Source organism: Microcoleus sp. POL10_C6, from assembly GCF_036701585.1.
Classification (GTDB): domain Bacteria; phylum Cyanobacteriota; class Cyanobacteriia; order Cyanobacteriales; family Microcoleaceae; genus Microcoleus.
In genome coordinates this window covers 1-1,182 of sequence record NZ_JAUBRB010000146.1, presented here as the reverse complement: position 1 = coordinate 1,182, position 1,182 = coordinate 1, and the positions used below count along the sequence as shown (strand labels likewise).

Sequence of the window (1,182 nt, the reverse complement as noted above, 5' to 3'; positions counted from 1 at the left end):
TAGGGTTTGCTGAATAATCGATCGCAAACTAAGAACAGGAGCTCACGATATATTCAAGCAGAGTTAAATATAAGTTTTTTCTGTAGCGAGTCCCCCCATTTATAATTGGGGATTATCTTCAACCCAAAAACAGGTGTTCTTTTTCCAAATAGACATAAAAACACACAAAAAACCCGACGCCACCAGGTAGCAAGGTTCATGACCAAAAAAGTAATTGCAATAACTGTACCAGATGTATTATCAAGTTTTGCCATCACTCGATTCAGACCGAATCTTCGTTTACCTTGTCCAAATTTGCCCTCTATCGCATTTCTAATCCTCTCATCTTCTAAGGCTTGCTTCTTTTTTGATTTACTCACAGTTGCTGGGGGTCTTCCTAAAGGTGGCCCACTAATTCTAATTCCTTTTTCTTTACACCAAGCTCGGTTTTCCCGATTTCGGTAAATCCGATCTGCATGAACGGACTCTGGATAATACCCTGTGAATCTATAATAAGCTTCTACTTGTGCTTTTAAGTCCCCCGATTCGTTAAAATTATCCCAGCTCATCCGGTCTAAAAACACATATCCTTCAAAACAACTGGCTGATAGTTTGGCTCCAAACTCTACAGTTTTTCCTGCTTTTCCTCTGACTATGGGACGAATATGGGGTTGACTTAAACTTACTATTCTATCCTCAATACTCTGTTTATTGTTGTCAAATAACCACTGCTGTTGGCGAAGGACTTCTGTGAGAACTAGCAAGGTTTTATATTGATTTTTATTCAAAGCTTCTAGGGTCGCGCCTAAATTGATTAGCTGTTCAATATGAGCTAGATTTCTTTTGATGTACTGAAGTTGTTTTTTAATTGCCTGTCTTCTTTTGTTGCCGGTAGGTCGTCTTTGTTTGGCTACTGCTAAGTAGTCTTTTCTGGCATTATTACGGTAGGTTCTTGGTTTTTTATGTTTTTTTTCTTTGATTTGTTTATACAGGATGTCTATGATTTTTTCTGTATGAACTCGGGCTTTATTTAATAGTCCTAAGTCCGTCGGATAACTAATATCGGCTGGGGCGCAGGTTGCATCTACGATCAACTTACCGCGATTGGGTGACTTATTTTTGGCGTCCGAATCCTTTTTTTTTTCGGGTTTAATTGGCGTGATTTCTCGCATTTTTTCAACCATGCGTTCGTTCACTTTATTA

1 protein-coding gene is annotated in these 1,182 nt (G+C 38.7%); it reads right to left on the bottom strand.

Annotation, left to right across the window (positions count from 1 at the left end; all coding sequences use genetic code 11):
• Positions 1-53: 53 nt before the first annotated feature.
• On the bottom strand, positions 54-1,182 hold a 1,129-nt coding region (locus tag QUA34_RS30035), incomplete at its 5' end, for an IS5 family transposase (protein WP_333391162.1).